The sequence below is a fragment of the Kitasatospora sp. NPDC056531 genome (assembly GCF_042794375.1).
GTDB lineage: Bacteria > Actinomycetota > Actinomycetes > Streptomycetales > Streptomycetaceae > Kitasatospora.
In genome coordinates this window covers 333,933-359,899 of sequence record NZ_JBHTTU010000001.1, presented here as the reverse complement: position 1 = coordinate 359,899, position 25,967 = coordinate 333,933, and the positions used below count along the sequence as shown (strand labels likewise).

Here is a 25,967-nt window from a genome sequence, read left to right as displayed (position 1 = left end):
CAGCACCGTCCACCATGACATCGGACTGCCGGCGCCAGCCCCGGCACGGCGGACCCTCGCACGACGTTGCGGCGGGGGCCCCCCCGGGGGGGGGGGGGGCGGGCACCCGGCCCGTTCGGCGCCTTCCGGCCGGCCTAGGCGACGCGCGGGTAGTGGACCCGGGCGTCGAAGTTCCCGTTGCCCTGCACGGCGCCGACGTTCCCGCCGTTGCCGGCTACGGCGAGGCCGTTGTTCTGGTTGCTCGCGCCGGAACCGGTGGCCGTCTGCTGGGTGTTGACCACGTTGCCGTGGACGTTGCCGATGATGTTGCCGGAGCCGACGTTGCTCACGACGCTGCCGTTGGAGTGGTCGGTCGCGGCGGCGCCGTCGTCGGCGTGCGCGGTGGCGGCGCCGACGCCGACGAGGAGGAAGGCCCCGAGGGCGGTGACGGCGGCGGCTGCGCGAATACGGGACACGCTGGTCTCCCTGAGCTGGAAGTGCGAAAGTGGCGCGCTCCGGAGTGGCCGCTCCGTGGGCGCCGTTGCCTGACGTCGCGCGGTCAGCATTCCCCAGCGACGTGGACGAACTCCACCAAACGGGTGGCATTTCCCTCGATGGTGGGGGATCGGTCAATTCAGAGTTGACTGCAATGCGCCATCAACTCGTCGTCCGTCATTCCGTCGGGAAGAAAGAAATGGTCGCCGGATTGTCGCACTGGCACACTGGGGACCCATGTCTGAAGGTGCCCCGACCGAGCCCACCCCCGCCGAGGACCTGCGCACCACCGAGGTCGATCTCGGCGGCCTGGTGAACGTCCTCGCCACCCACCTCTACTCCACCCCGCTGGTCGCCCTGCGCGAACTCGTCCAGAACGCCCACGACTCGCACACCCGCCGGCTCCTGGAGGACCCGGACGGCGACCACCGCCCGCTGATCCGGGTGCGTGCCGACGCCACCCGGCGGACCGTCGCCATCGAGGACACCGGGGCCGGCCTCACCGAGCCCGAGATCCACTCCTACCTCGCCACCGTCGGCACCGGCTACACCCGGATGCTGCGCGAACTGACCGGCAACCAGGAGCTGATCGGCGCCTTCGGCCTGGGCTTCCTGTCCGCCTTCTCGGTCGCCGACGAGGTCACCGTCACCACCACCTCGCACCGCGAGCCGCGGCTCGGCCACCGCTACCGCAGCCGCGGCGGCGAGCAGTACCAGGTCGAGCCGGTCCCCGCCCGGCCGCAGCCGGGCACCGTGGTCGAGCTGGCGCTCAAGGCCGGGCACGCCCACCTCGCCGACGAACAAGCGCTGCGCGAAGTCCTCGGCCGCTACTGCGTGTTGCTGCCGATACCGGTCTACGTCGGCGACGACACCGAGCCCGTCAACTCCGTCCAGGTGCCCTGGCGGCAGAAGGCCCACCCGTCGCCCACCACCACCCTTGCCGGAGAGGCTTCGCGTCGCACCTGGGACGGCGACCAGTACGCCGCCCGGATGCGCTTCGCCACCGCCTTCGGCCGCCGGTTCGAGCCGCTCACCGCCTTCCCCGTGCCAGCCGTCCGGGACGAGGGGGCCGTCGAGGGCGGCACCGACGCGATCGGCCTGCTCTGGGTCCAGGACGGCGGCACCTACGGCAGCAGCGACAACCGCGACCTCGCCGTCTACCTGCGCGGCATGCTGCTCGCCGAGGACGCCCGCGACCTGCTGCCCAGCTGGGCCGGGTTCATCGGCGGCGTGGTGGAGTCCAACCGGCTCACCCCCACCGCCAGCCGCGAGGACCTCCAGCGCGACGAGCACTACCGCGCGCTGCAGAAGGTCCTCACCGACGCCATCGTGGACGGCCTGTACGAGACGGCCCGGCTGCGGCCCGCCGCCTGGCGCCGCATCCTCACCCGGCACGGCCAGGACCTGCTCGGCGCCGCGCTCTGCGACGAGCGGCTGTTCACCCTGCTCGCCGACGACGTCCCGGTGCCCACCTCGCAGGGCGACCTCACTGCCGGCGGCCTGCGCGCGGCCGGAGGGGGAGCGGTGCACGTCGCGCTCGGCAGCGGTGGCGGCTTCGAGGAGATGCTCTACCGGGCGATGCAGGTGCCGATCGCCCGCGGCGACCGCTACGCCGTCCTGCCGTTCCTGCGCCGCTACGCCCAGCTGCGCGGCTGTCGGCTGGTCGAGCTGGGGAGCGAGCAGGGCAACCGCGAACTCTTCCGCGACCCGGAGCGCCCCCTGCTGCCCGAGGAGTCGGCCTGGCTGGCCGGCGCGCTCGCCGAGCCGGGCGAGCAGCTCGTCCCGGCCCGCTTCGACCCGCCCGGCCTGCCGCTGGTCCTGGTGCCGGACCGCGAGGCCGAGCTGAAGGCCCGGATCGAGGACGACCAGGCCGACGCCCGGATCCCGTCCGCCGCGCTGCGGCTGGCCCGGGCGTTCACCGCCCGCACCGACGGCGGGGCCAAGGCCCGGCTCTACCTCAACCTGGCCTGCCCGGCCGTCCAGGACCTGCTCGCCGCCTACCGCACCGGGCACACCGGCAGCGCCACCGCGGCCGGGCTGCTCCGCTCGCTCAAGGTGATCATGGCCTCCGCCTCGGCCGGCCCCGCCGAGGGGGACCTCGGCGCCGCGCTGGCCGGCATCGGCACCGCGGTCTCCGCACTGACCGCCGCCGTCCCGGCCGGCCTGCCGTCCGTCCCGGACAGCCCCGTGGCGCTCTCGGAGGAGGCGTGACGGGCGTGGCCGACGGGTTGTCAGTGGCTTGCGGTAGAAAACTGATCAGCACGACGCAGGGGGAGCAGGCATGACGACCGACATCTGGGCCTGGGTCCACGACACCCACCGCCAGCTGGCCGAGGCCGGCCACCGGCGGCTGGCCGACGCCATCTACGAGCTCCCCGGCCACGCCAACGAGGGCCGCAACGAGCAGCTGGACGCGGTCTACCCGGAGGCGGTGGCCGCCGCCCGGGCCCTCGGCCTGCCCTGGGTCGAGGTCTACCTGCGGCACTGGCGGATGCAGAACCTGCTGAACAAGCGCCACCAGGGCGAGCAGGCCCTGCCCGAGGCGGTCGAGCTGCTGGAGTTCGCCCACCGCGAGGAGACGGCCGGCTGCCCGCAGTCGGTCTGCGTGGTGCAGGACTTCGCGATCTGCCACGCCCGGGTCGACGGCCCCGGCTACGTGCCGCAGCGGCTGGAGGTGCTCGCCGAGACGCTGGAGCGGATCGAGCCCGCCCGAGCCTGCTTCGACTGCCTCTCCCGCGAGTACGCCGACGCGCTGGAGGACGACGGTCGCCCGGCCGAGGCGCTCAGCCACCTGGACACCGCGGCCGCCCGAATACAGGCCGCCGGCGAGCGGCTCTCGCTGCACTTCCACCACGCCCGGGCCGGCACCCTGCACCGGCTGGGCCGGCACGACGCGGTGCTCGCGCTGGTCGACACCGCCGAACAGGCCGAGCGCGCCCGGGGCCGCGAGCTCGACGAGAGCGACCGGCTCTGGGGCGGCCTGCTGCGGGCCCGCGCGCTGGCCTCGCTCGGCCGGACGGCGCAGGCGCTCCCGTTGCTGCCCTCCCTCGAGGCCGCCGGGCGCCACGCCGACCTGCGCCAGGCGTGGGCGGAGACGGTCGCCCTGCTGGTCGCGGCCGGCGCCCGGGAGAACGACGCCGAGCTGGGCGCCGTGCTGGCCGACTGGGTCGGGTACCTGGACGCCACCGGCTCGCACCGCCCGTGCGTGGACCTGCTGCTGGTGGCGGGTCGGCTGGCCGTCGCCCGCGGCGCCCGTACGGTGGCGCTCACGCTCGCCGCGACGGGAGAGCGTAAGCTCACCCGGTTGCTGCGCACCGACGGCGTGGCCGAGGAGGTCGCCGCGCTGCGCGCGGCAGCCGAGGCACTGCCGGTGCCCGAGCTGCCGGTTCCGCCCGGCGAACTGACGGCGCACCTGGCCGAGGCCCGGGTGCCCTACGAGACCGGCGCCGACCTGCTCTCCGTCGCCCTGGACCGGTACCGGGGTGAGCAGGCCGGCGCCACCGAACTGACCCTCCTGCTGGCCACCGTGCTCGGTGGCCTCGGCCACGCCCGGGCCGCCGCCGACCTGCTGTGGCGGCGGCTGGAGGCCGACCCGGGCAGCGAGGAGCTGACCGGCACCCTCGGGCAGGCCCTGATCGAGGCCGCGGACGCCGAGGGGGTGCGTCACCTCGCCGACCGGCTGGCCGTGTCCAGCCCGTCCGACGGGCACTGGATCCGCGCCCGCTGGGCCGCCGCCGAGGGCCGCTGGGCCGAGGTGCTGGAGCAGTGCGGGGCGATCCTCGCGCTGGACGGCAGCCGGATCAACACCCGTCGGCTGGCCGCGACCGCCGCCACCCGGCTGGGCGACCACGCCACCGCGCAGCGGCTCTACCAGGACCTGCTGGAGCACGCCCTGCCGGCCGAGGAGGCAGGGGAGGAGCAGCTGCACCGGACGGTCCAGGAGTCCGACCTCTGGCACCTGATCACCGCGGCCACCGCCAACCGGGACTGGGCCGTGGTCCGCTCCACCGGCGCGCGGATCGGCATCGAGTTCGACGAGCCCGAGGGCCCGGTGGACGAGGAGTGGCAGCTCGTCACGGTCCGCGCCACCCGTACCAACGGCGCGACGGCCGACCTGCCCGCCGTCCGGACCGGCCCGGCCACCGCCCGCATCCTGCCGGTGCTGGGCGACGACCTGACGCTCAACCACGGCGACGTGGTGGTGTTCGCCCCGGCCCTGCTGGAGCAGCCGCCGGGAGAGGACGTCCCCGAGGCGGAGCGGGTGCGCTGGCGCCCGGTGTTCGAGCTGCTGACCCCGCTCGACCCGGCCGGCTACACCACCTACTGGATCGACGGCGCCTGGCCCGGCGACGAGGCCTGGGCCGCGCTGCGCGACGACCTGCGGGAGAGCGGCTACGCGGTCTGGGCGTACAGCGGGGAGCAGTACAGCGTCCACGACCCGGCGGACGAGGACGAGGAGGAACTGCTGCCCGGCATCTACGCCGCGCTCGGGGTGCCCCCGACCGCCTCGTCCGCCGAGGCGGACGCGCTGATGCACCGGCTCACCGCCGGCTGGGAGCACCCGCTCGCCTGGCTCGACCTGGCCAAGGCGGCGGAGGCGGACCTCGCCCGGCACACGGAGATCATCGAGCGCTACGGGCTCTGAGCCCCCGTTCCCCAGGGCGCCCCGGCCCCGACGGTCACCACTGACCGCCGGGGCCGGCGGCGTTCCCGGCGTTCGTGCTCCCGCCTCCGCCGGGGAACCATTCGAGCCGAAGTCGAGTCTTTGTCGGTGCTTTACCGTTTCATTGCCAAGCCTCGACCCCGGGAGTGCCCGCACCGTGACCAGCCTCGCCCTCGGCCCCTCCTGGCTCGATCCGACCAACCTGATCTCCGCCTTCGGCCTGATCGGCATCCTGGCCGTCGTCTTCGCCGAGTCCGGCCTGCTGATCGGCTTCTTCCTGCCCGGCGACTCGCTGCTGTTCACCACCGGCCTGCTGGTGGCCGGCGGCACCTACCTGCACCAGCCGCTCTGGCTGGTCTGCGCGCTGATCGTGCTGGCCGCGGTCGCCGGCGACCAGGTCGGCTACCTGTTCGGCCGGAAGGTCGGGCCGAGCCTGTTCCGCCGCCCCGACTCCCGGGTCTTCAAGCAGGAGAACGTCGAGAAGGCCGCCGCCTTCTTCGAACGGCACGGCCCCAAGGCGATCGTGCTGGCCCGCTTCGTGCCGATCGTCCGCACCTTCACCCCGATCGTCGCCGGGGTGAGCAGGATGAACTACCGCGGCTTCGTGGTGTTCAACGTGGTCGGCGGCGTGCTCTGGGGCGGGGGCGTCACCGTGCTCGGCTACTTCCTCGGGCGGATCCCTTTCGTCCGGGACAACATCGAGGCCATCCTGGTAGCCATCGTGCTGGTCTCGGTGATCCCGGTGGCGATCGAACTGCTCCGGGCCCGCCGTTCCGGCACGGCGTCCGCCGCCCGCCACCGCGCCGGGTAGGCGATCGCGGCGCAGGTCACGGGACGTCGCGTACATGTGCGTCACGCTGTTCGATCAGGCAAGGTGTAACCCGAGATCGAGCGGTGGCCGGCGGCCACCAGGGGTGGCAAGGAGTGGAAGTGCCTAAGCGGGGCCGACCGGGTGCGGGCAAGCGGGCGAGGGGAGGCCGGGCGGTCCGTCAGGCGCGGCAGGCGCCGCCGAAGCCGGTGCACCCCGCCGACGCACCGCCCACCGAGGGCCTGCTCGGCCACCCCGCCCCGCCCGTCGAGCCGACCGTCGTCGTCCCGCTCGCCCCGCCCGTCCCCGAGACCAAGGGCCTGCTGACGCCGGAACCGACCCCGGAACCGACCCCGGAACCGGCTCCGGAACCGACCCCGCCGCCACGCGCCGAGCCGCACCCCGAGCTCACCGTCGACGTACGGCCCCGGGACGCCCGCCCCGGGGCGGAGCGCCCGGCCCGCCGCCGCTCGGTCGCCGAGGACACCCTCACCCCCGAGGAGTGGCGCGCGGCCGGCTACACCCCGCCCACCGGCATCCCGATCCCCGAGCTCACCCCGGGAGCCCCGGGCGAGGCGCCCTGGCCGGACCGGATGCGCACCCTGCTGCGCACCCCGATGTCCGAGCGTCCCGCCTTCGAGCGGACCGCCCGCGAGCTGCACCCCTCCGCCGGCACCACCCGCAACGTCCCCCGCATCCTCGACCTGACCCTGCGCATCGGCGAGCTGCTGCTGGCCAGCGGCGAGGCCGCCGAGGACGTCGAGGCGGCGATGCTCGGCATCGCGCACGCCTACCGGCTGGACCGCTGCGAGCCGCAGGTGACCTTCACCCTGATCGGCATCTCCCACCAGCCCTCGCTGGTCGAGCCGCCGGTCACCGCCGACCGCGTGGTGCGCCGCCGCACCTCCGACTACACCCGGCTGAACGCGGTGTACGAGCTGGTCGCCGACATCACCGCGGAGAAGGTGACGGTCAACGACGCCTACCGCCGGCTGGCCCTGATCCGCCGCAACCGGCACCCGTACCCGGCCTGGCTGCTGGCCCTGACCACCGGTCTGCTGGCCGGCGCGGCGACCTTCCTGGTCGGCGGGCGGGTCGACGACAAGGCCTGGCTGGTCTTCGCCAGCGCCTTCGTCGCGGCCGTGCTCGGCGACCGGCTGGCCTCCGCGCTGGCCCGGCGCCGGCTGCCGGAGTTCTACCAGTTCGTGGCGGCCGCGATGCCGGCCGCGGCCTCGGGCATCATCCTGTCCCTCAACGACTGGGGCCTGCGCGGTTCGGTCGTGATCACCGGCGGCCTGTTCGCCCTGCTGCCCGGGCGCGCCCTGGTGGCCGCCGTCCAGGACGGCCTGACCGGCTTCTACATCACCGCCGCGGCCCGCCTGCTGGAAGTGATCTACCTGGTCGCGGGCATCGTGATCGGCGTGATGGTGATCCTCTACCTGGGGGTCGGCTTCGAGGCGAAGCTGAAGCCGGACGAGAGCCTGGCCGGCATCAGCTACCCGCCGGTCCAGATGGTCGCCGCGATGCTGCTGACCCTGGCCTTCGCGATGCTGCTGCAGACCGACCGCCGCACCCTCGCCCTGGTCACCGTCAACAGCGGCATCGGCTGGGCCAGCTACGGCGCGCTGGTCTACAACGCGGGTATCAACCCGATCGCCGCGACGGGCGTGGCGGCCGGCCTGGTCGGCCTCTTCGGCCAGCTGATGGCGCGCTCCCGCAACGGCTCGGCGCTGCCGTACGTGACCGCCGCGATCGGCCCGCTGATGCCGGGTTCGGCGCTCTACCTGGGGATGCTGGCCTTCGCCCAGGGGCACTCCAGCACCGGTCTGGTGTCGGTCTTCCGGGCGGCGGCGATCGCGATGGCGCTGGCGGTCGGGGTGAACCTCGGTGGGGAGATCGCCCGGCTGTTCCTGAAACTGCCGGTCGGCGCCGAGCTCCCCTCGCTCTACCCGGCCGTGCCGCGTCGGGCGGCGAAGCGCACCCGGGGGTTCTGATCGCACGTTGACCGGTGTTGGAGGCGTGTTGGGCCCCGGGCCATGTCGCGGCAGGCAGGACGCAGGACCAGGAACGAAGGTAAGACCCATGACCACACTGCTGGACGGCTACCGCGAGCACATCGTCAACGCGCACAAGCAACCGCTGTTCCTGCTGCTGGTCGGCTTCATCACCTCCTTCGTCTTCATCCGCTTCAGCGTGCGGATGATCCGCGCCCAGGTGCGCTGGTGGCCCGGCAACGTCACCCCGGGAGGCCTGCACATCCACCACATGGTGTTCGGCCTGGGCTTCCTGCTGGTCGGCGGCATCGGGGTGTTCGCGACCTACGGCGGGACCCCGTGGATCGACTGGTTCGGGTTGCTCTTCGGCATCGGCTGCGGCCTGGTGCTGGACGAGTTCGCGCTGATCCTGCACCTGGACGACGTGTACTGGAGCGAGCAGGGCCGGAAGTCGGTGGACGCGGTGATCTTCGGGATCCTGTTCACCGCCCTGCTGCTGATCGGGTACGTGCCGTTCGGCGCCCTGCCGGGCGAGGAGACCCGGTGGGGCCTGATCACGGTGATCTCGGTGAACGCGCTGGCCTCGGTGATCTCCCTGCTCAAGGGCAAGATGTGGACCGGCCTGCTCGGGATCATGGTCCCCGGCCTGTCCTGGATCGGCGCGAGCCGGCTGGCCCGCCCGAGCAGCCCGTGGGCCCGCTGGCGGTACAAGCCGCGCTCCCGGCGCCGGGCGCGTGCGCTGCGGCGTGAGCGCCTGCTGCACCGGCGCGCCGACCGGGCCCGCACCTGGCTCTTCGACCTGATCGCCGGTGCCCCCGACAAGGTGCCCGCCAACCACCCGGCCGCCCACCGGGTCGCCGAGCGGATGGCCGCCCGGGCCTCCGCCCACCTCGACGCGCACGCCGCCCGGGCGCTGGCCCGCCGCCAGGCCCGGCTGGTCGACCGGCGCTCGGTGGCCGTCGCCGGGGTGGCGGCGCACCCGCACACGGCGTACCCGCAGCCGGTGGAGGGCGCCTCCGGCAGCGGTCCGGGCCGCTCCCGAGGGGCGAAGCAGCGCCGCCGCACGGTCCGGGCCGGGCGCAATCGGACGTACGCGCTCGGCCCGACCGGGCAGGAGCGCCGGCCCGAGCGACACCCCCACCTGCGGACGCGAATCCGCCGGATCCGCCGGTAGTTCGTATGCCTCGTGCACCCGACCGGAGTTGACGCTCGATCGGATCATCGGATGATCACCCGGCTGGCGGAGCGCGTTCGAGGTGTGAAAAGCGCCGGAGTTGAGAACATGATCAGCGAGTGACCGTTCTGTCATGTAATGGGATGATTCGTCGGACTCCCGCCATCCTGCCGCCCGCCCGCGTGCCGCTCGGCGTCCGCCGTCGTCCCCTCCGGATTCCTGAGAAGGGATGTCTCGTGGCACGCAGGCTCCTGCCGACCCTCCTGTTGTCCCTCACTGCCCTGCTCGGGCTGCTCCCCGCCGCCCAGGCCGCCCCTGCCGACCCCGCCGACCCCGAACCGGCGACCGGCCAGGCCCGGGGAGAGGCCGGGGGAGCGGACCCGTACCCGACCGGCGAGGAGATCGACCGGGCCCGCGCCGAGGCCGACGGCAAGGCCGCCACGGTCACCGCCCTGGAGACCGCGCTCACCGCCGCCCGGACCGAACTCGACCGGGCCGGACGCGGCGCCGAACAGGCCGTCGAGGCCTACAACGGGGCCCAGCTCGCCCTCACCCGGGCCCGCGCCGAGGAGACCGCCGCCGCCCGGCGCGCGGCCGCCGCCGAGGCCGAGCGCTCCGAGGCCGTCGAGGCCGCCGCCGGACTGGCCGCCGAAACGTACCGCCAGGGCGCGGGCGCCGAACTGTCCGCGCTCAACGCCCTGCTCGGCGCCCGCGGTCCGCGCGAGGCCGGCGACCGGGCGGCCGCGGTCGGCGTGGCCAGCGAGCGCACCCGGCAGATCCTGGACGCCGCCACCTCCACGGCCGCCGCCGCGAAGTCCGCCTCCGCCACCGCCCGCACCGCCACCGCGGCCGCCGAGAAGGCCGCGACCGAGGTCGGCGCCGCCAAGGCGCGGGCCGGGCAGCGGCTGGCCGCCCAGCAGGGCGAGGTCGCCGCCGCCACCCAGCGCCGGGAACAGCTGCTCGCCGAACTGGCCGCCGCCCGGCACACCACCGTCGAGCTGGAACGCAAGCGCCGCGAGGCCCTGGAGGCGATCGCCGCCCGAGAGGCGGAGGCGGCCGCCCGTGCCGCCACCGAACAGGCCGCCCGCGGCGGCGAGGCGGCAGCCGCCGCGGCCAAGACCCCGGCGGCACCGCCGGTCGCCCGCCCCTGGTCCGCCGAGGGCGCGGCCGCCGCCGTGGCCTTCGCCCGTTCCAAGATCGGCCTGCCGTACATCTGGGGCGGCGAGGGCCCGGACGGCTACGACTGCTCGGGGCTGACCATGATGGCCTGGCGCACCGGCGGCAAGGAGCTCAACCACTTCGCCGCCGACCAGTACGCCCAGTCCACCCCGATCACCTACCGCCAACTGCGCCCCGGTGACCTGGTCTTCTGGACCGACACCGGCCGCGCCGCCGACATCCACCACGTCGGCCTCTACATCGGCGACGACCAGATGATCGAGGCCCCCCGCGTCGGCATGCCGGTCAAACAGGCGAGCCTCTGGATCATGGGCACCCCGGACTTCTACGCCCGCCCGTAACTCCGAGGTCGGCGCTTCGAGGTCGGCCCGGTCGGGGTCGATCGGCTCCGCCCCGGCCGGCACCGGGTCGAGTGTCAGCGGCCGACGCTAACGTGGCCGCACGACCACTCCTGAGGAGGAGCCATGCGGCTGCGGAACGTCGAAGCGGGCGACGTCGAGGCGTACGTCCGGATGCGGTGCGACGCCGGGATGATGGCCGAGCTGGGCGGGCCACTGCCGCGGGAGAAGGTGGAGGCGCGGCTGCGCAAGGACCTCGAACTCGCGGCGGCGGACAGCGCCTGGATCAAGGTGATCGTCCCGGACGGCGCCGACGACGGCGAGGCGGCCGGCACGATCGTGCTCTGGCAGGACGAGGAGGACGGCGTCGCCGTCACCGAGATCGGCTGGATGGTGCTGCCCGAGTACCAGGGCCGGGGCCTCGCCAAGGCGGCGGTGCGTCAACTGCTGGATGCCGCCGCCGAGGACGGCCGCTGGGGCGAGGTGCACGCGAACCCGGGGGTCACCAACGGCCCCTCCAACGGGATCTGCCGGGCGCTCGGCTTCCGGCTGCTCGGCGAACGCGACCTCGACTTCGCGGACCGGATCCTGCGCGCCAACCACTGGGTCGTGACACCGGGGGAGCACGCCCGGTCGGGCACGGAATAAATCGGATGCCGCCCATCGGGCCACCGCCGTACGGTGGCCCGATGGGCAACACCATCGATGACACCTCCGTTGACACCGTGAACGGGCTCCAGGTCCGAGCCGTCTCCGTGGAGGAGGTCGAGGCCTGGAACCGGGCGCTCAACTTCGGCTTCCTGCGCCCGCACGCGGGTGTCGCGCCGGAACTGCGCCGCATGCAGTGGGAGCCGGGCCGGATGCAGGCCGGGTTCGACGGTGGCCGCCAGATCGCCACCTTCCGCAGCTTCGACGTGGAGCTGACCGTCCCCGGCGGGGCCGTCGTCCGGGCCGACGCGATCACCAACGTCACGGTCAGCGCGACGCACCGCCGCCGGGGCCTGCTCAGCGCGATGATGCGGCGCGACCTCGCCTCCGCCGCCGAGCGCGGCTGCGCGGTCGCCGTCCTGATGGCCGCCGAGTACAACATCTACGGCCGCTTCGGCTTCGGCCCGGCCACCTGGGGCTGCGGCTGGGACATCGACCTGGGGCGCACCCGCGGTCTGCGCGAGGGCCTGCCGGGCGTGCCCGGCGGCCGGATCGACTTCGTGACCCTGGCGGAGCACCGCGAGCTCGGCGCGGAGCTGTACGACCACTGGCGGCTCACCCAGCCGGGCGCGATCACCCGGGACGAGATCTGGTGGCAGCGCAGGACCAACGAGATCCGGGTGCCGGGCGACGACTTCAAGGAGCCGTTCACCGCCGTCCACCGGGACGCCGACGGCGAGGTCACCGGCCTGGTGGTCTACCGGGTCGAGAACAAGTGGGACGGCGCCTTCCCCGACTCCGCGCTCACCGTGGAGGAGTTCATCGCCCTCGACCTGCCCACCGCGGTCGAACTGTGGCGGCTGGTCCTGTCCGTCGACTGGGTGCGCAAGGTCACGGTGGAGAACCTCTCCCCGGACGACCCGCTGCCCCTGCTGCTCCAGGACCCGCGCGCGGCCACCCCGCACGGGGAGAACTCCGACTCCATGTGGCTGCGGCTACTGGACGTCGAGGCCGCTTTCAACGCCCGGGCGTACGGCGCCCCCGGCCGGGTGGTGCTGGAGGTCGAGGACCGGCTCGGCTACGCCTCCGGCCGCTTCGCGATCGAGGTCGGTGAGGACGGCACCGGCCGCTGCACCCGGACCACCGACGACGCCGATCTCTCCCTCGGCGCCTCCGAGTTGGGCTCGCTCTACCTGGGCTCCGAGACGGCCCCGAGGCTGGCCGCGGCCGCCCTGCTCACCGAGCTGCGCCCGGGTGCGGCGGCCGCCGCCGACCTGCTGCTGCGCGCCCCGCTTCAGGCCTGGACGCCGACCGAGTTCTGAACCACCGGTATTACGGGCCCAGGCCGGCCCGCGCACCGCGGGCCGGCCTGGGGTGTGTCACAAGGTCCGTGGCGGAGGCGCTACTTGACGGCCGTCTTGCCGATCGTGGGCAGGATGAAGTCCTGGATCAGTCCCTTGGCGTCGCGCACGATCGGCCGGAACACCCGGTAGCGCGAGAGGTTGATCAGCCGGGCCGCCATCGGGGTCGAGCGCCGGACGAACTCCCTGGTCCGCTCGGTGTCCTCGGTCCGGTCGAAGACCCAGTAGAGGACGACGATCATCAGGTGCAGCCAGAGCACGTCGGGCAGCAACTCGCCCAGCTCGGCGTCCAGTTTCGGCGCCAGGTCGGAGCCCTGGAGGACCTCGCGGAACAGCTCGACCGCCGTCGCCCGGGCCGGGTGGGACTCGTCGGAGAACGGGCTCAGCGAGCTGGTCGGGTCGGCCGCGGTGCGGAAGAACTGCGCGGCGAACTCGTGGTACGGGGTGGCCGTGTCCAGCCAGGAGGTCAGCGCGATCTGCAGCCGCTCGGCGAAGTCCCGGGTGTGGGCCATGCGGCGCCTGGCATCGGCCGCGTGGTCGTGGGTCATCCGGTCGTAGAACCCCTGGATCAGGAATTCCTTCGCCGAGAAGTAGTAGTAGGCGTTGCCGACCGAGACGCCCGCCTCGGTGGCAATGGCGCGCATCGTGGTTTTCTCGTAGCCCCGCTCCTGGAACAGCCGCATGGCCGTCTCCAGGATCAGCGCCCGGGTCGCCTCGCTCTTGTCGGTCTTCGGCTGTGCCCGGCCGCCGGGCATGGGCCCGGTGTCCGTGCCGGGTGCGGCCGCAAGCTCGGCCGCACCCTTCTCGCCGTCCGTTCGGTTCGTCGCTGCCAGGTCGTCCACGAGCACGAGCCTAGCCGGAGACCACGTTCCATCCGGTGTCGGTGTTGTCGGTGCTCGCGGCACCGGATGCCCCCTCCGCATCCGGTACCGCGACCACCACCCCCGTGATTTCGAACGCGTTCAAAAGCTGGTGGGAACTGTAGTGGGTTCGATTGAACATGTTCAACTCCATTGTTGTGGGAGGCTCATCACATGATCGGTTCAGGGCAGACCACCATCCGGCACGGCGGAGCGCAGGACGTTGCGCACGTCGCCGAGCTGCATGCCGACAGCTGGCGCACCACGTACCGGGGGATCGTCCCCGACGAGGCGATCGGGGACGGACTGGCCGCGCAGCGGCGCGAGCTGTGGGAGCTGCGCCTGGCGGCGGACTACGGTGAGCCGGAGAACACTCCGGTCCTGCTGATCGCCGAACGGGCCGGTGAGACGGCCGGGTTCGTCTATCTGGTGCCCCAGCCCGACGGCCGGGTGCTGGTGGACAACCTGCACGTACGCCCCGGCCGCACCGGCGGCGGGATCGGTCGCGAGCTGCTGGCTGCCGCCCGCGCCGAGGTCGCCGAGCGGCACCCCGGGGCCGAGCTGTACCTGGAGGTGCTGAGCGGCAACACCCGCGCGGTCGCCTTCTACGAGCGCGAGGGCGGGGTGCGGATCAGGGCGCAGGAGGGCGTCTTCCCGGGCGGCTACCTGCTGCCCGAGTACGTGTACGCCTGGCCGGCCGCGCCCGGGCCGGCCTCCGGCCCGACGTCGACCAGCGGTCAGTCGACGTCGTAGACCGTCACCGGTATGCCGCGCGCCGTCAGTCGGGCCGCCACCAGCGGCTCGACCTTGGCCCAGCGCCCGCCCGCCAGTCCGCAGCCGATCCGCGGCATGTGGACGGAGGCGCCGAGTTCGAGTGCGCGCTCACCCAGGGCGGCCAGTGCGGTGTCGATGGCCTCGTACCGCACCGGCACTCCGGTGGAGCGCCCGGTCCGGATGCCGCGCTGGCCGACCAGGTTGGCCACCCAGACGTACGGCTCGACCTGCACCAGCTGCAGGGCGCCGAGGCCGAAGTCGTTCTTTGCCCGCTCCCGGTGCCAGCGTCGGAACGCCGCTTCGGGCTCGGGCCAGCGTCTGGAGAGCGCGAGCACGAAGCCCTTGCCCCAGCCGCCGAGGTCGTTGCAGACGTGCGCGATCACCTTCACGCCCTTGCCCTGGGGCGTGGTGGCATCGCCTTGGACGTAGGTGATTTCCGCCATGACTCGAAGTTAGACGGAGGCACTGACAACCCGCTCGGGATTTTCCGGCGCCTGCTCCTTTCGCGCCGCGGCCGGCCCCTTTCGCGCCATCAGGTGCCGCCGCCCGGCCAGCGCGATCAGCAGGGCGAGCGCGGCGGCCGAGGCCGGCAGGGCGTAGCCGGTGCCGGGGGCGGCGTGCTCGGCGACCGTCCCGGCGAGCGCCGCGCCGGCCGAGATGCCGACCACGATGCCGGACACCGCCACCGCCATCCCCTCGTTGAACTGCCGCTGCGGCAGCAGCTCCTGGACCAGCGTCATCCCGGTCACCATGGTCGGCGCGGTGGCCGTGCCCGCCGCGAACAGCGCCACCCCGAGCACCCCGAGCCCGGCCCCGCCCAACCCGGCCGCGAGCGGCAGCAACAGCACCCCGGCCATCGAGGCCGCCCCGGCGAGGAAGCGCGCGCCGGGTGCCCGACGCGGGGTCAGCAGACCGAACAGCAGCCCGGCCACGCAGGAGCCGGCCGCGACCAGGGCGAGCAGTCCGCCGGCCGCCGCCTTGTGGCCGAGCGCGTCGGCGTAGGCCACCGTGGTGATCTCGGTCGCGCCGAAGGCCATGCCGGTGGCCAGGAAGGTCAGCACCAGCACCCGCAGCCCGGGCACCCGCAGCGGGGAGCCGTGCCGCTGCTCGCGCGAAGCCCGTACGGGAAGCGGCGGTTCGGTGCGCCGCTGGGCGGCGAACAGCAGGGCGCCGGTGGTGCCGAGGGTGCCGGCGGTGAGCAGTCCGGCCTCCGGGGCGAGCGTCGTGCAGAGCAGCATCGCGAGCACCGGCCCGGTCATGAAGCACAGCTCGTCCAGGGCCTGTTCGAGGGAGTTGGCCAGGTGTCGGGCGGCCGGGTCGTCCCGGTACAGGTGCGCCCAGCGGGCCCGGGCCATGCCGCCGAGGTTGGGCGCGGCCGCGCAGGCCGCCCAGCAGGCGTACAGCGTCCAGTCGGGTGCGCCGAGCCGGACGCAGAGCAGTAGGGCGAGCAACGGGACGGCGTTGTACAACGCGGCCGGTACGGCCACCCGGGACTGCCCGTAGCGGTCCACCAGACGTCCGAGCAGCGGCATCCCGATCGCGCCGGTGACCAGTCCGGCCGCCGAGACCGTCCCGGCGAGCGCGTACGAGCCGCGCCGCTCGGCGAGCAGTACCACCAGCGAGACGCCGTTCATCGACAGTGCGAGCCGGCCGAGCAGCCCGGCCAGGGTGAAGGCGGCGGCGCCGGGGGCCGAGAACAGCCGGCGGTAGGAGGCGAGGAGGGCGGGCGAGGGCAAGCGGGCTCCTGGGCATCAGGACGGAAGGGGATGCGCCAAGCCTGGCGGCGGTGGCGGCCGGGCGTCCAACACCTGTTTCGCCGCACTCACAACACGGTGTTGTTAATCTGCCGGGCATGCCCCGTGACCTGCACCCCCGACTGCTCCGCGGCTTCCTCGCGACCGCCGAGACACTGCACTTCGGCCGGGCCGCCGAGCGGCTGCACGTCGCCCAGCAGGCGCTCAGCCGGGACGTCCGCTCCCTGGAGGGGCTGCTCGGCGAGGCGCTGTTCACCCGCACCACCCGCAGCGTCGAGCTCACCCCGGCCGGGCGGCGGCTGCTGCCCCGGGTGCGCCGACTCCTCGCCCTGCACGACGAGATCCTCGCCGAGGCCGGAACCGGGGCCGCCGCCCGGCCGCTGCTGCTCGACCTCAACAGCGATGTCACCGGCCCCGACCTGACCGCCGACCGGGTGCTCGAACGGGCCCGCGCCGACTGGCCGGAGGGCGAGTTGCTGGCCCGCTTCCACGGCGGCCTGGCCGCGGCCGCCGCCGAACTGCTGGCGCACCGGCTGGACGCCTCCTTCGGCCGCTTCGCCGGGCTGCCCGCCCCGATGCGCGGCCAACTCGCCCAGCTGCCGGTGCGGTTGGAGCGGATCTCGGTGATGATGGCGGACACCCACCCGCTGGCCGGCCGCCCGGTGCTGCGGCTGGCGGAGCTGGCCGGGCACCCCGTCGACATCTGCGCGGGCAACCCGGCCACCACCGAGTGGGCCGACCTCGGCGAGCGGCTGCTGCGCGAGCACGGCCTCACCGCCGCCGCGCCGTACGTCCCGCCGGTGGGCCTGGACGAGACCGCCCGCTACCTGGCCCGGCACGGCGACCCGATGCTGACCACGGTCGGCGGTCCGAGGATCCCGGGGGCGGTGAACGTGCCGCTGGTGGAGCCGGTGCCGCTGAGCCTGGTCAGCCTGGTGCACCGGCCCGGCGAGCGCCATCCGGGCCTGCGGGCGCTTGCCGGGGCGGCGGCTGAACTCGGCACGGCCGAGGGCTGGTTGCGCCGCCCGCACGGGAGCTGGCTGCCGTCGGCGGACGCGGCGCTGGTCGGCGGGTAGGGCGCGGCGCCGGTAGGGGAGCAGGAAGCCGCCCCTGCCCCGGGGGTACGGGCAGGGGCGGCGGTCGGTGGGCGGCCGCAGGGGCCGCCGGGGCCGCGGACGGCCGGGTCAGGCCGCCTTGACGGCGGAGATGTCGAAGCTGAGCTTGACCTTCTCGCCGATCAGCACGCCGCCGGTCTCCAGGGCCGCGTTGTAGGTCAGGCCGAAGGCGGTGCGGTCCACGACCGTCTTGCCCTCGAAGCCGACCCGCTCGGCGCCGTAGGCGTCGGTGGCGCTGCCGGTGTGCTCGAGGTCCAGGACCACCGGGCGGGTGGTGTCCTTGATGGTGAGCTCGCCGGTCATCCGGTAGGAGCCGTCGCCGAGCTGCTCGGTGGCGGTGCTGCGGAAGCGGATCTCCGGGTAGGTCTCGGCGGCGAAGAAGTCGCCGGTGCGCAGGTGCTCGTCGCGCTGGGCCTGGTTGGTGTCGATGCTGGCGACCTTGATCACCAGGTCCGCCGAGGAGTTGCCCGGCGCGGCGCCGTCGAGGTGGAGCTTGCCGTCGTACTCGGTGAAGCGGCCCTTGACGTTGGTGACCATCGCGTGGCGGACCGAGAAGCCGATCTCGCTGTGCATGGCGTCGATCGTCCAGTCGCCGGTCAGGTGCGACAGGTCCGGGCCGGCCGTCTTCTGGACGGCGACGGTGGCGACGGGGGCGGTGGTGGCGGTCTTGGTGCGGTTGAACAGGCCCATGGCTCCTCCTCGGGTTCGAAGCCATTTGTTTAGGCTTCAACTTCTTGGCTCCAGCGTACGACGCTGTCGTTCAATTTTCAACCACAAGTGCGGGGGCTTTCTTCCTGATTCACCCGATCGGTCCCGCGGCCCGGCCCGACGGCCGTTGTCGGACCACGCGGCTAGGCTGCGAAGAACCGGTTCCCCGCCCCGAGAGGCCCCTCATGTTCGTCCTGCACGCGCTCTGGCGGGCGGACGGACGGCTCGCGCTCTGGGCCGAGGACGCCCGCACCCACCCCGGCGCCGCCGAACCGCAGCCCGACCGGCCCGCCCCGCGCGCCCACCCCTACGCCTGCCCGGCCGGCGAACTGGCCACCGTGCTCGGCGGTATCGGACCCGGCCTCGGCTGGCTCGCCGGCCAGGCCCCCGAACGCTGGGCCACCCTGCTGCTGCCCACCGTCGGCGCCCTGCCCGCCCCCTCGCCCGACCTGCCGGTCACCCCGCCGCGCGGCGGCGCCGTCCTCACCCCCTGGCGGGTCCCGGCACTGCTCTTCGATGCCGCGGCCGCCGCCCAACTGCTCGGCGAGGTGCACGACCCGCACTGGGCCGTCACCGGCACCGACCTGCCCGGCACCGGCCGGGTCGAGGTGGTGTACGGCCCCTCGCTGCGCTGGCTCACCGGGGTGCACGACCTCGCCTGGCGCGCGGTCGGCCGGGGTCGGCTGCTGCCGCTGCCCGTGTCGGCCGACGGCCGCCCGCAGGCCCGCTGGCGGCCCGACCCCACCCCGGCCGGGCACCGCGAGGCCGCCGCGCTGGCGGCGGGCTGCCCACCGGTGCTGCTGGGGGAGTGGCCCACCGGCGCCGGAACGGGGGAGGCCCTGCTGGACGCCGCCCTCGGCGCCCTGGTGGACGCCGAGGCCCGCGCCGCACTCGCCGACCACCCCCTCCCCGCGGCCGGCGCCGCCACCGCCGACCGCTGGCTGCACGCCCTCGGCACCCCCTCCGGCGAACTCGGCGACGTCCCGGCCGAGGACTTCGCCGAACTGCGCCACCGGATCGACGCCTGGTACGCCGCCGCCGAACCCGCGGACCCCGCACTGCGGCTCTGCATCCGCCTGCTCGAACCGCTCGGTCCCGACCCGGACGACCCCGAGGGCCGCCCCTCCGACGACGCCTGGCAGCTGGAGTTCCTGCTCCAGGCCGTCGACGAACCCTCCCTGCTGGTCCGCGCCGCCGACCTGCACGAGGGCGGCGCCGCGCACGCCGCACTCGCCCGCAAGGCCACGGACGGCCGGGAGCCCGCTGACGTCCTGGTCGCCGAACTCGCCCGCGCCGCCCACCGCTGCCCCGCCCTGGAAGGGCTGCGCCACCGCCCCCGCCCGTCCGCCCTCCCGCTCGACCGGGCCGGCGCGCTCGACTTCCTGCGCACCGCCGCGCCCGCGCTCGCCGAGAACGGCTTCGGCGTGCTGCTGCCCGCCTGGTGGCGCCGCCGCCCCCGGCTCGGGCTCGCCCTGCGCGCCGCCACCCCGCCCGCGCCCGGCGCCCTCGCCGTCGCCGGCCAGGTCGACCGGGACGCCGTGGTCGCCTTCCGCTGGCAGGCCGCGCTCGGCCCGGACGGCACCCCGCTCACGGAACAGGAACTCGCCGAACTCGCCGCCGCCAAACAGGGCCTGGTGCGGGTCCGGGGCACCTGGCTGGAGGCCGACCCGGCGCAGATCGCCGCCGCCCTCGCCTTCCTCACCGAGCAGCGCGACGGCCGGCTGGCCGCCGCCGACCTGCTGCGGCTCGCCCTCGACCCCGAGGCGACCGTCGCCGGACTGCCGGTCACCGGCGTGCGCGCCGACGGCCCGCTCGGCGACCTGCTGGCCGGCCGCGCCGCCGACCCGGCCGACCCCGACGCCCTCGCGCTGCCGCCGGACTTCCGCGCCGAGCTGCGCCCGTACCAGCGGCGCGGCCTGGCCTGGCTGCGCACGATGTCCGGGCTCGGCCTCGGCGCCGTGCTGGCCGACGACATGGGCCTCGGCAAGACCGTCCAGACCCTCGCCCTGCTGGCCGCCGAACGGGCCGAGGGTGCCACCGGTCCCACCCTGCTGGTCTGCCCGATGTCCCTGGTCGGCAACTGGCAGCGCGAGGCCGAGCGCTTCGCCCCCGGCCTGCGGCGCCACGTCCACCACGGCACCGGCCGCCTCGGCGCGGAGCGACTCGCCGAAGCCGTACGGGGTGTGGACCTGGTCATCACCACCTACGGGCTGGTCCAGCGCGACCTCGCCGCCCTGCGCGCGATCCGCTGGCGCCGGGTGGTCGCCGACGAGGCGCAGTACATCAAGAACACCGGCACCGCGCAGTCCCGGGCGATCCGCGCACTGCCCGTCACCCGCCACCGGATCGCCCTGACCGGCACCCCGGTGGAGAACCGGCTCGCCGAACTCCACGCCGTCCTGGACTTCGCCAACCCCGGCCTGCTCGGCCCGGCCGAGCGCTTCAAGGAGCGCTACGCGATCCCGGTCGAACTGCACCGCAGCCCCGAGCGCACCGCCGAACTCCGGCGCCGCACCGGTCCGTTCGTGCTGCGCCGACTCAAGTCCGACCCGGCGGTCGCGGTCGAACTGCCCGCCAAGCAGGAGATGACCGTCTGGTGCAACCTCACCGCCGAGCAGGCCGGCCTCTACCAGGCCGTGGTCGCCGACCTGCTGCAGCGGGTCGAGGGCATCCGGGGCGTGGAGCGGCGCGGCACCGTGCTGGCCGCGATCGGCAAGCTCAAGCAGGTGTGCAACCACCCGGCCCAACTGCTGCACGACGGCTCGCCGTTGGGCGAGCGCTCGGGCAAGGTCGCCCGACTCGCCGAACTGCTGGAGGAGGCGCTGGCCGAGGGCGACCGGACACTGGTCTTCACCCAGTACGCCGAGTTCGGCACCATGCTGCGCCCGTACCTGGAGCGCCGGCTCGGCGAGGAGGTGCTCTTCCTGCACGGCGGCGTCCCCCGGGCCCGCCGTGAGGAGCTGGTCCGCCGCTTCCAATCCCCGGACGGGCCAAGGGTGTTCCTGCTCTCGCTGCGGGCCGGCGGCACCGGACTCAACCTGACCGCCGCCAACCAGGTGATCCACCTCGACCGCTGGTGGAACCCGGCGGTCGAGGAGCAGGCCACCGACCGCGCCTTCCGGATCGGCCAGCGCCGGGACGTCCAGGTCCGCCGCCTGGTCTGCGTCGGCACCGTCGAGGAGCGGATCGACGAACTCCTCACCGACAAGCGCTCGTTGGCCGAAACCGTGGTGGGCGAGGGAGAGCACTGGCTGACCGACCTGCCGGTCGGGGCCCTGCGCGAACTCGTCACCCTCACCCGCGAGGACGCCGTCGCCGAGGAGGGCGCGTGACCGACCAGCCGCAGCACCCGATCGCTTCGAAGCCGCCCATGGTCAACGTCGTCGCTTACTGGCGCGGCGACTTCACCCTGCGCCCCGACCAGCCCGACGAGGAGCCGGGCGAACCCTCGCTGCGCCGCCTCGGCCGCTCCGGCATCACCGTGCACGGCCGCGACCTCGCCATCCTGCTCGCCCCCGTCTACGACGCCTTCCGCAGCTGAACCCCGATGCCTACCGTGCGGTAACGTCCCGAGCGTGACCGACACTTCAGAGACCCGTCTGGCCGACTTCGAAGAGCACCGGCGGATGGTCTTCGGCATCGCCTACCGGATGCTCGGCAGCGTCGCCGACGCCGAGGACCTGGTCCAGGACACCTGGCTGCGCTGGAGCCGGGTCACCGGTCCGGTCGCCAGCCCGGGCGGCTACCTGGCCCGCACGGTCACCAACCTCGCCCTCAACCGGCTCGACTCGGCCGTCGTCCGCCGTGAGTCCTACGTCGGCCCCTGGCTGCCCGAGCCGCTGGTCACCGAGCCGGACGCCACCGACGGCGTCGAGCGCGCCGAGGCCGTCTCGTTCGCCCTACTGGTGGTGCTGGAGAGCCTGTCCCCGCTGGAACGGGCGGTGTTCGTCCTCAAGGAGGCCTTCGGCTTCTCCTACCTGGAGATCGCCGAGGCCCTGGACCGCACCGAGGCCGCCTGCCGACAGGTCGGCAGCCGGGCCCGGGCGCACGTGCGCGCCCGCCGCCCCCGCTACGACGCCCCGCCGGAGCTGCGCCGCCGGGCCACTGACGAGTTCCTGGCCGCCTGCGTCGGCGGCGACCTCAACCGGATGCTCGAACTGCTCGCCCCCGACGTCACCTCCTGGAACGACGGCGGCGGCGTGATCACCGCCGCGCTGCGGCCGATCACCGGCGCCGAGAAGGTCGCCCGCTTCATCCTCGGCCTGCTCCGCAAGCTGGGCGAGGGCGCGGACGCCCGCCCGGTGCTGGTCAACGGCGAGCCCGGAGTGCTGATCACCGTGCACGGCGCCGTCGACTCCGTCTCGGTCTTCGACTTCACCCGGGGGCCGGACGGCGAGCCGCTGATCTCCGCGATCCACGCCGTCCGCAACCCGCACAAGCTCGCCCACCTCGCTTGACCCTCCACCAGGTCGAGCCCGGAGAGTCATCGGCATGGAGAGCGAGCTGCACAGCATCGGCGAGCTGGCCCGCAACAGCGGCCTGGGCGTCGGCACCCTGCGCTACTACGACGGCGCCGAGGTGCTCACCCCCGCCTGGGTCGACCCGCACACCGGCTACCGCTGGTACCGGCCCGCCCAACTCGCCGACGCCCGGCTGCTGGCCCGGTTGCGCCGGGTCGGCCTGCCGCTGGCCGGTATCCGCGCCGTGCTCGGTGCCGACCCCGGCAGCGGCGAGGCCCGACGTGTCCTCGACGCGCACCTGCGCCGACTGGAGGACGGCCTGGCCGACGCCCGCCGCGAGCTCTCCCTGATCCGCACGATGGTCGACCAGAGGGAGCAGCCGATGACCACCACCCCCGCCGAGACCCTCCCCCGGCCTTCAGCCGGGGGGACCCCCATCACCGTCCCCGCCGACGGCCTGGCCGCCGCCCTGGACGCGGTCCGCTTCGCGGTCTGCGGCGACCCGGAACTGCCCTCCCTCGCCGGAGTGCTGTTCGAACCGGACGGCCCGGTGCTGCGCCTGGTCGCCACCGACCGCTACCGGCTGGCCCTCGCCGAGGTCCCCGCCACCGGCGCGCCCGAGCAGCCGACCGCCGGCACCATCGTCCCGACCCCGCTGGCGGACGCCCTGCGCGCCCTGCTCCCCACCGCCCCGGCCGAGGTCACGCTCACCCTGGGCGCCGGTACCTTCCGCGCCGAGGCGGGCGGCCACCGCATCGAGGGCGCCGCGCTCGACTTCGACTACCCCGACCACCGCGTCCTCACCCGGCTCGAACCGCAGCACCGGATCACCCTGCCCGCCGCCGACCTGCGCGCCGCCGTCGAGACCGGCGCCACCCGCACCCTCCCCTCCGGCCCCCGGGGAACCGACTGCGACGTCACCATCCTGACCCTCACCCAGGACGGCCGCCTCACCGTCGCCTCCACCCCCGCGGCCGGGGACTTCCAGGTCGCCGTCAACCGCGACTTCCTCCTCGACGCCCTCCGGGCCGGCCACCCCGAACAGCTCCTGCTCGAACTCGGCGGGCCGATCGCCCCGCTCGCCATCCGCACCCCGGACCAAGCAGGCACCTTCTCTGTCCTGATGCCCGTCCGCCTCCCCGACGCCGCGTGACTCCCAGCCCCTCGACGCCCCCGTGATGTGATCGGACCGAAGGCCGGGGCGCGCCCGCAGTCCTCGCCCGCGACCCGCCGCCGCGAACCCTGCTCCTGCAGCGGCTCTGCAAGGATCCTCCGCATGAGCACCGACTCCGAAGTCCAGACCCCCGACGGCGGCCGCCTATGGGCCGAACGCCGCGGCGCCGGCACCCCGGTGGTGCTGCTGCACGGCTCCGGCATGGACTCCCGACTGTGGGACGCCGTCGTCCCCGAACTGTCCCGCCACCACGACGTGATCCGCTACGACGCCCGCGGCCTCGGCCGGTCCACGCCCCCGGAACGGACCTTCGACGACGTCGAGGACCTGCGCGCCGTCCTGGACCACTTCGGCCTCGACCGCGCCGCCCTGGTCGGCCTGAGCATGGGCGGCGAGACCGCCCTGGACTTCACCCTCGCCCACCCCGAGCGGGTCACCGCCCTGGCCCTCGTCGGCGCCTCGGTCAGCGGCCACGACTGGCCACCGTCCCCCGACACCTCCGCCTACACCGAGGCCCGCCGCCGCGGCGACGCGGCAACACTCGCCGACCTGGAACTGTCCGTCTGGGCCACCCTCGGCCGCACCGCCCCCGGCGGAGCACTGATCGAAACGATGGTCCGGGAGAACGCGACCCGCCGCATCATCAGCGAGCACCACCTCGCCGGCGCCCCGGCCCGCGACGCCGAATCCCACCTCGCCCGCATCACCGCCCCCGCCCTGGTCGTCCACGGAGCCCACGACCACCCCGAGATCGCGGCCATCGCCCGACGCCTCACCACCGACATACCCGGCGCCCACCACCACCTACTCCCCGGCGCCGACCACTACCTCCCCCTGCGCACCCCCCACCACCTCACCGCCCTTCTCCTACCCCACCTGGCCTAACCACCTACAGCACCCCCCTCGGCCCCCCACCCACCCCGCGTCCCCTCCAGCGAGAGGGACGCGCCCCCGGCCACCCACCCTCCCGAAAGCCCCCCACAACAGACACCCCCGCTTGCCCCCCGCTAGCACCCTGCTTGCAATTGCAAGCGCCCTGCCGCACCCTGTCCATATGGCCTCACTCAACGTCGCCTCCCTGGGCGAGTACATCCGCGAGCAGCGCCGCAGCGCGCAGTACTCGCTGCGCCAACTGGCGGAGGCCGCCGGCGTGTCCAACCCCTACCTCAGCCAGATCGAGCGAGGGTTGCGCAAGCCGAGCGCGGAGATCCTGCAACAGATCGCGAAGGCGCTGCGGATCTCGGCGGAGACGCTCTACGTCCAGGCCGGGATCCTGGAGGAACGGCGGGGTGAGGGGTTGGAGCTGCGGGCCTCGATCCTGGCCGATCCGCTGATCAACGAGCAGCAGAAGCAGGCGCTGCTCGCGGTCTACGACGCCTTCCTCAAGGAGAACGCCGCTTCGGCCTCCGGTCCCACGACCGACGGCGCAGTCACCCAGAACACCCACCGGGAGGACCGGTAGCCATGCCGATCACTGAAGACATCAAGAAGACCCTCACCGACCCGACCCCGCTGTACGCCCTGGCCGGTGCCGGGGACCTCGCCTACGAGAAGCTGCGCGAGGTGCCGGGCAGGGTCGAGGCGCTGGCGGCGGACCGCAAGGCCGCACAGGAGAAGGCGACCGCCAAGCTGCACGAGGCACAGGAGCTGCTGACCGGGGCGCCCGCCAAGGTCACCGAGGCCGTCACCACCTTCCCCGCCGACCTGAAGGCGCTTCAGGAGCGGGCTCAGGGCTTCGCCCTCCAGCAGGTGGCCCGCGCGGTCGAGCTGGCGGTGAAGGCCAAGGAGACGTACGACGAGCTGGCCGAGCGCGGCAAGGTCGTGGTCGACAAGGCCCGCCCTCAGGACGACATCACCGACACCATCGACATCACCGAGACCGCCGAACTGGTCGAGGCCGAACAGGTCGAGGACGGTGCTCCTGCTGCCGCGCCGAAGAAGTCCGCCAAGGCCCGGAAGGGCACTCCCGACGGCGCGGAGTGATCGGGGCCCGCGGCCACGGGCACGTCCGGTGACGGCCGGACGTTGACAGCGTTGCGGACGGTCGCCGTGCCAGGATGGGCGACGGCCGGGCCGTGGCAAGCCGAGAGACGTAGGAGATCGCGATGACCGGAGTGTTCCAGATCCTGGCCTTTTCCTACCTGAACCCGTTCTGGTGGATGGCCGTGGCCATCCTGGGCTACAAGCTCTTCGCGCTGCTCGACGCGGCCACCCGCCGGGAGGACGCCTACCGGGCGGCGGACAAGAAGACCAAGGGGTTCTGGCTGGCCATCCTCGGGATCAGCTTCGGGTGGGACCTGCTGTTCGGGGCGAACTTCCTCGGCAGCATCGGCACCCTGGTCGGCCTGGTCGCCTCGATCGTCTACGTGGTGGACGTCCGCCCGGCGATCCGGGCGCTGACCGGCGGCAGCGGCCGTGGTGGCCGGAGCAACACCGGCCCGTACGGCCCCTGGTAGACCGACGGCAACGCCGCAGCCCGGGCG

At 74.1% G+C, this 25,967-nt stretch carries 24 protein-coding genes; 18 read left to right on the top strand and 6 right to left on the bottom strand.

Annotated features, from left to right (window positions below; translation table 11 throughout):
- Window positions 1–134: 134 nt before the first annotated feature.
- Window positions 135–455, bottom strand: coding sequence for a hypothetical protein (locus ACFQ87_RS01795; RefSeq protein ID WP_380608547.1), 321 nt, complete (start codon window positions 453–455; stop codon window positions 135–137).
- A 256-nt stretch (window positions 456–711) separates the two neighbouring features.
- On the opposite strand from ACFQ87_RS01795, the gene ACFQ87_RS01790 reads away from it, so the two are divergent.
- From ACFQ87_RS01790 to ACFQ87_RS01755, 8 genes are all read left to right on the top strand, one after another.
- On the top strand, window positions 712–2,685 hold the full coding sequence (locus ACFQ87_RS01790) for an ATP-binding protein (RefSeq protein WP_380608546.1): 1,974 nt from the start codon (window positions 712–714) through the stop codon (window positions 2,683–2,685).
- 70 nt (window positions 2,686–2,755) lie between these two features.
- Window positions 2,756–5,119, top strand: coding sequence for a hypothetical protein (locus ACFQ87_RS01785; RefSeq protein WP_380608545.1), 2,364 nt, complete (start codon window positions 2,756–2,758; stop codon window positions 5,117–5,119).
- A gap of 175 nt (window positions 5,120–5,294) precedes the next feature.
- Window positions 5,295–5,948, top strand: coding sequence for a VTT domain-containing protein (locus tag ACFQ87_RS01780; RefSeq protein WP_380608544.1), 654 nt, complete (start codon window positions 5,295–5,297; stop codon window positions 5,946–5,948).
- Window positions 5,949–6,187: 239 nt separating this feature from the next.
- Window positions 6,188–7,939: a threonine/serine exporter ThrE family protein gene (locus ACFQ87_RS01775; protein WP_380608730.1), complete on the top strand. Its 1,752-nt coding sequence runs from the start codon at window positions 6,188–6,190 to the stop codon at window positions 7,937–7,939.
- 88 nt (window positions 7,940–8,027) lie between these two features.
- Window positions 8,028–9,113, top strand: coding sequence for a hypothetical protein (locus ACFQ87_RS01770; protein WP_380608543.1), 1,086 nt, complete (start codon window positions 8,028–8,030; stop codon window positions 9,111–9,113).
- Window positions 9,114–9,349: 236 nt separating this feature from the next.
- A complete protein-coding gene (locus tag ACFQ87_RS01765; protein WP_380608542.1) occupies window positions 9,350–10,633 on the top strand; it encodes a C40 family peptidase in 1,284 nt (427 codons plus the stop codon).
- Window positions 10,634–10,756: 123 nt separating this feature from the next.
- Entirely contained in the window at window positions 10,757–11,278 is a 522-nt protein-coding gene (locus ACFQ87_RS01760) for a GNAT family N-acetyltransferase (protein ID WP_380608541.1), read from the top strand.
- A 41-nt stretch (window positions 11,279–11,319) separates the two neighbouring features.
- Entirely contained in the window at window positions 11,320–12,600 is a 1,281-nt protein-coding gene (locus ACFQ87_RS01755; RefSeq protein WP_380608540.1) for a GNAT family N-acetyltransferase, read from the top strand.
- A gap of 80 nt (window positions 12,601–12,680) precedes the next feature.
- Here the strand turns inward: ACFQ87_RS01755 and ACFQ87_RS01750 are convergent, their stop codons facing one another.
- A complete protein-coding gene (locus ACFQ87_RS01750) occupies window positions 12,681–13,481 on the bottom strand; it encodes a TetR family transcriptional regulator (RefSeq protein ID WP_380608539.1) in 801 nt (266 codons plus the stop codon).
- 10 nt (window positions 13,482–13,491) lie between these two features.
- Window positions 13,492–13,641: a hypothetical protein gene (locus ACFQ87_RS01745; RefSeq protein ID WP_380608538.1), complete on the bottom strand. Its 150-nt coding sequence runs from the start codon at window positions 13,639–13,641 to the stop codon at window positions 13,492–13,494.
- A gap of 32 nt (window positions 13,642–13,673) precedes the next feature.
- Here ACFQ87_RS01745 and ACFQ87_RS01740 point away from each other — a divergent pair, with 32 nt between their 5' ends.
- Complete coding sequence (locus ACFQ87_RS01740) at window positions 13,674–14,252, top strand: GNAT family N-acetyltransferase (RefSeq protein ID WP_380608537.1); 579 nt, start codon at window positions 13,674–13,676, stop codon at window positions 14,250–14,252.
- Here the strand turns inward: ACFQ87_RS01740 and ACFQ87_RS01735 are convergent.
- Both ACFQ87_RS01735 and ACFQ87_RS01730 read right to left on the bottom strand, forming a co-directional pair.
- Window positions 14,237–14,716: a macro domain-containing protein gene (locus ACFQ87_RS01735; RefSeq protein WP_380608536.1), complete on the bottom strand. Its 480-nt coding sequence runs from the start codon at window positions 14,714–14,716 to the stop codon at window positions 14,237–14,239. The genes ACFQ87_RS01740 and ACFQ87_RS01735 overlap by 16 nt on opposite strands.
- Window positions 14,717–14,725: 9 nt before the next feature.
- Window positions 14,726–16,009 (bottom strand): MFS transporter, encoded by a 1,284-nt coding sequence (locus ACFQ87_RS01730; protein ID WP_380608535.1) that lies wholly within the window; start codon window positions 16,007–16,009, stop codon window positions 14,726–14,728.
- A gap of 116 nt (window positions 16,010–16,125) precedes the next feature.
- On the opposite strand from ACFQ87_RS01730, the gene ACFQ87_RS01725 reads away from it, so the two are divergent.
- Window positions 16,126–17,103 (top strand): LysR family transcriptional regulator, encoded by a 978-nt coding sequence (locus ACFQ87_RS01725; protein WP_380608534.1) that lies wholly within the window; start codon window positions 16,126–16,128, stop codon window positions 17,101–17,103.
- 108 nt (window positions 17,104–17,211) lie between these two features.
- Here the strand turns inward: ACFQ87_RS01725 and ACFQ87_RS01720 are convergent, their stop codons facing one another.
- Entirely contained in the window at window positions 17,212–17,832 is a 621-nt protein-coding gene (locus tag ACFQ87_RS01720; RefSeq protein WP_380608533.1) for a YceI family protein, read from the bottom strand.
- 203 nt (window positions 17,833–18,035) lie between these two features.
- Here ACFQ87_RS01720 and ACFQ87_RS01715 point away from each other — a divergent pair, with 203 nt between their 5' ends.
- The 8 genes from ACFQ87_RS01715 (at window position 18,036) to ACFQ87_RS01680 (ending at window position 25,940) form a co-directional block, all read left to right on the top strand.
- Entirely contained in the window at window positions 18,036–21,182 is a 3,147-nt protein-coding gene (locus ACFQ87_RS01715) for an SNF2-related protein (RefSeq protein WP_380608532.1), read from the top strand.
- On the top strand, window positions 21,179–21,391 hold the full coding sequence (locus ACFQ87_RS01710) for a hypothetical protein (RefSeq protein ID WP_380608531.1): 213 nt from the start codon (window positions 21,179–21,181) through the stop codon (window positions 21,389–21,391). Before ACFQ87_RS01715 ends, ACFQ87_RS01710 begins: the two co-directional genes overlap by 4 nt.
- Window positions 21,392–21,425: 34 nt before the next feature.
- Window positions 21,426–22,307: an RNA polymerase sigma-70 factor gene (locus ACFQ87_RS01705; RefSeq protein WP_380608530.1), complete on the top strand. Its 882-nt coding sequence runs from the start codon at window positions 21,426–21,428 to the stop codon at window positions 22,305–22,307.
- Between the two features lie 34 nt (window positions 22,308–22,341).
- Window positions 22,342–23,463, top strand: a complete 1,122-nt coding sequence (locus tag ACFQ87_RS01700) for a MerR family transcriptional regulator (protein ID WP_380608529.1) — start codon at window positions 22,342–22,344, stop codon at window positions 23,461–23,463.
- Window positions 23,464–23,586: 123 nt separating this feature from the next.
- A complete protein-coding gene (locus tag ACFQ87_RS01695; RefSeq protein ID WP_380608528.1) occupies window positions 23,587–24,369 on the top strand; it encodes an alpha/beta fold hydrolase in 783 nt (260 codons plus the stop codon).
- 169 nt (window positions 24,370–24,538) lie between these two features.
- The gene (locus tag ACFQ87_RS01690; RefSeq protein WP_380608527.1) at window positions 24,539–24,946 is read left to right on the top strand and encodes a helix-turn-helix domain-containing protein; all 408 of its coding nucleotides are present in this window, start codon (window positions 24,539–24,541) and stop codon (window positions 24,944–24,946) included.
- 2 nt (window positions 24,947–24,948) lie between these two features.
- Complete coding sequence (locus tag ACFQ87_RS01685; RefSeq protein ID WP_380608526.1) at window positions 24,949–25,467, top strand: hypothetical protein; 519 nt, start codon at window positions 24,949–24,951, stop codon at window positions 25,465–25,467.
- A gap of 122 nt (window positions 25,468–25,589) precedes the next feature.
- Window positions 25,590–25,940 (top strand): DUF2516 family protein, encoded by a 351-nt coding sequence (locus ACFQ87_RS01680; protein WP_380608525.1) that lies wholly within the window; start codon window positions 25,590–25,592, stop codon window positions 25,938–25,940.
- Window positions 25,941–25,967 lie beyond the last annotated feature (27 nt).